This is a genomic window from Oleiphilus sp. HI0067 (assembly GCF_001635735.1).
In genome coordinates this window covers 1-382 of sequence record NZ_LWFI01000732.1, presented here as the reverse complement: position 1 = coordinate 382, position 382 = coordinate 1, and the positions used below count along the sequence as shown (strand labels likewise).

Sequence of the window (382 nt, the reverse complement as noted above, 5' to 3'; positions counted from 1 at the left end):
AACTAAGCCGTTTAGTAAGGATGAGTTGCTGAGTACGATTCGTAATCATGCACCTCAAAATGGCTAAGTAAAGGATTAACAATTCTCTCATCGCAAGATGAATTAAATGAGGGAGAGCTATGGCTCGTATACTTATCGTCGATGATTCACCAACAGAAATTCGCAAGATTTCAACAATTCTCGACCAGCATAAACACGAAGTAATTACAGCTGATAATGGCGCAGATGGCGTAGCCGTTGCACGTCAGGAACGTCCTGATCTTATTTTGATGGATGTTGTAATGCCTGGGTTAAACGGTTTCCAAGCAACTCGTCAATTAACGAGAACACCTGAGACCGCTGACATTCCAGTAGTGATTGTTACTACCAAAGATCAAGAGAC

The 382-nt window shown here is 41.9% G+C and carries 1 protein-coding gene; it reads left to right on the top strand.

Going from position 1 to position 382, the window contains the following annotated elements; all coding sequences use genetic code 11:
- Positions 1-119: 119 nt before the first annotated feature.
- On the top strand, positions 120-382 hold a 263-nt coding region (locus tag A3739_RS08085; RefSeq protein ID WP_068500983.1), incomplete at its 3' end, for a PleD family two-component system response regulator.